Below are 2,220 nucleotides of genomic sequence, written 5' to 3'. Positions count from 1 at the left end.
CGGGGAAAGGTTCACATGGCTCAGTTCTCAGTGGAAATTATCCGCCGGCCCGGCTCACTTCTGGGTGGAAATCAACACGCCGAGGTTGAAAAGCTGACGGGCCTAAGCCGGAGCACCATTTACGCGCTCATGGCCGATGGCAAATTCCCTCGGCCAGTTCGCTTGACTGCCAAGGCAGTAGCCTGGCCCGAAAGCAAAATCCGCGAATGGCTGAACGCAAGGCAGGAAGCCTAGAGGCCGCTAGCAACCTATCGGACAAACGGGCGCGAGCGGAGCGAAGACTAGGGCAAAGCATAAAAGCTAAGTTTCGCAACTTCACGCCTTCAGACTAGAGGAGGCTTTAATTGAAGATGACCTTTCGAAGCGAAGCGTCTGACGACTACGGCGACGTTGTTGTTCAGTTGAACGAACGTTGGCGCGTGATCGTCTGTCGCGACCAGTTGCAGATGATCATTCAGCGTCGTGACAAAGGCACCGCACAGCGGCCTTGGAGAGGCAAGCACTACTGCACCACCCAAAAGGCCCTAGTGCGGTTGTGCGGTAGGCTATGTGGCGAAGTCGAGCCTGCAGCGATGGCCGTTATCCACGCCTTACCCGAGACCATACGGCTCTACCGTCCACGATAAACGAAAGTGCTCCAGAAATGCATGCCAGCGCATCTCTGGAGCTTTGAACGACTTCCCACCAAAGGATACCCGCCATGAAGGCCAACAAACAAGTGGGTGATGCGCAGCCCGCAGAACACGGTAAACCGGCCAGCGTCTTCGATGAAATTGTGAGACTTAGCCGAGCAGGATTCAGCCTGATTCCTCTTGGCAGTGGCAAGGATGGAAAAGGTCCAATGATCCGCTTCGGGAATGTGGGCCGTCTGCCAGTCAAGCGCGTCATCGGCCCCATGAAGCGGGTCTCGTCCAGTTGTTTCGGCGTGCGACTGGCTGGTATCGTCGTAGTGGACTGCGATACATGCAACGTTGAACTGGTGTCTGCTTTGGAAGCTCGATTCGGCCCGTCGGCCGTCCATGTCAGAACGCCGCGCGGTTTTCACCTCTACTACGCAAGCGATGAACCCCTCCGTCCGAAGTTAAGGCAGGAAGGATTAAAGGTGGACATCAAGTGCGGCCCAAATAGCTACGTTGTCGGTCCGGGCTCTGTTCGGCCCGATGGGGGTCGGTATCTTCCGACCAAGGGCATGCTAGGTGAGACGCCGCTGACAACCTTCCCCAGCCGTGACCCCGCACCACTCCGGCAGGATGTACCGAAAGGCAGCCGCAACTCGTTTCTCGTTCAGCGCGCGGTCCAGATGGTCGAGGCAGTCGCAAGTTTTCAAGAGCTTTTGGATAATCTGCTGTTCATCAGAGATGAGGAATGTGCACATCCGGAAACCATCCAGGACAGAGAGGTCGAAAAGATTGCAGATTGGGCGTGGAAATGCCGCCTCGAAAATCGGGTTTATGTCGAACGAAACAGCGATTTTCCTGTAAGCCGTGTTGTTCTCGACATCTTACGTCGGTTGCCCTCGAGTTCCGACGCAATCGCACTTTACATCCGGCTGAAGGACCTCCACGGGCACCAGCCAGGCAGAACATTTCCTCTGCAATGGAAACGGATGTGCGTTACCGGTCACACCGATTTGTCTCGCAGACGTTTCCAAGGCGCTTGTGGGGCGCTTATGCAAGCGGGCGTCCTTCAGATCGCGAAGTACCACTCTTCAGGTCACAGTCCGCGGCTCTACCGCTTGGCGCATGTTCGAGAGTTCACTGGAAACGTCAGGCCGCTCTGTGGCGAATAAAGCAGAAGAAGGGTTTATAGATTACTTATGTTGACCAGTTCTGGTGATGGTCATTCGCGATATAGCATGGTTTTCAGCAACGGCCCGGAGTTCGTGGCGCAGGCTGTCCGCGACTGGATCGCCGCCGTCGGCGCCAGGACCGCCTATATCGAGCTGGGATCACCATGGGAGAACGGGTATTGCGAAAGCTTCAACGCCCGGTTCCGGGACGAACTGCTCAACAGAGAGATCTTCTACAGCCTGCGCGAAGCACAAATCCTGATCGAACAATGGAGGAAGCACTACAACACCAAACGACCACATAGTGCTCTGGGCTATCACCTCGTCTGGTCGACCAAGTATGGCTGACCTGAACCCGCATTCCCCAAGTGGGTTGCTGATTTCGCTGTCCTGACCTTGCTATTTCCCATATAAATCATGGTGTTGGCGGC

General features: G+C 55.7%; 2 protein-coding genes and 1 pseudogene. All 3 read left to right on the top strand.

What is annotated here, in order from left to right; all coding sequences use genetic code 11:
* Positions 1-234: helix-turn-helix transcriptional regulator (locus G0P99_RS17300; RefSeq protein WP_370462823.1), on the top strand; the 234-nt coding region annotated here is incomplete at its 5' end.
* Between the two features lie 466 nt (positions 235-700).
* Positions 701-1,789 (top strand): bifunctional DNA primase/polymerase, encoded by a 1,089-nt coding sequence (locus G0P99_RS17295; RefSeq protein ID WP_164131735.1) that lies wholly within the window; start codon positions 701-703, stop codon positions 1,787-1,789.
* 78 nt (positions 1,790-1,867) lie between these two features.
* Positions 1,868-2,137: pseudogene (locus tag G0P99_RS17290) on the top strand (transposase); the annotation flags it as partial.
* Positions 2,138-2,220 lie beyond the last annotated feature (83 nt).

This window comes from Ruegeria sp. PrR005 (assembly GCF_010500245.1).
In the GTDB taxonomy this organism is placed as follows: Bacteria; Pseudomonadota; Alphaproteobacteria; order Rhodobacterales; family Rhodobacteraceae; genus Ruegeria_B; species Ruegeria_B marisflavi.
This window is presented reverse-complemented; position numbering and strand designations above follow the sequence as displayed.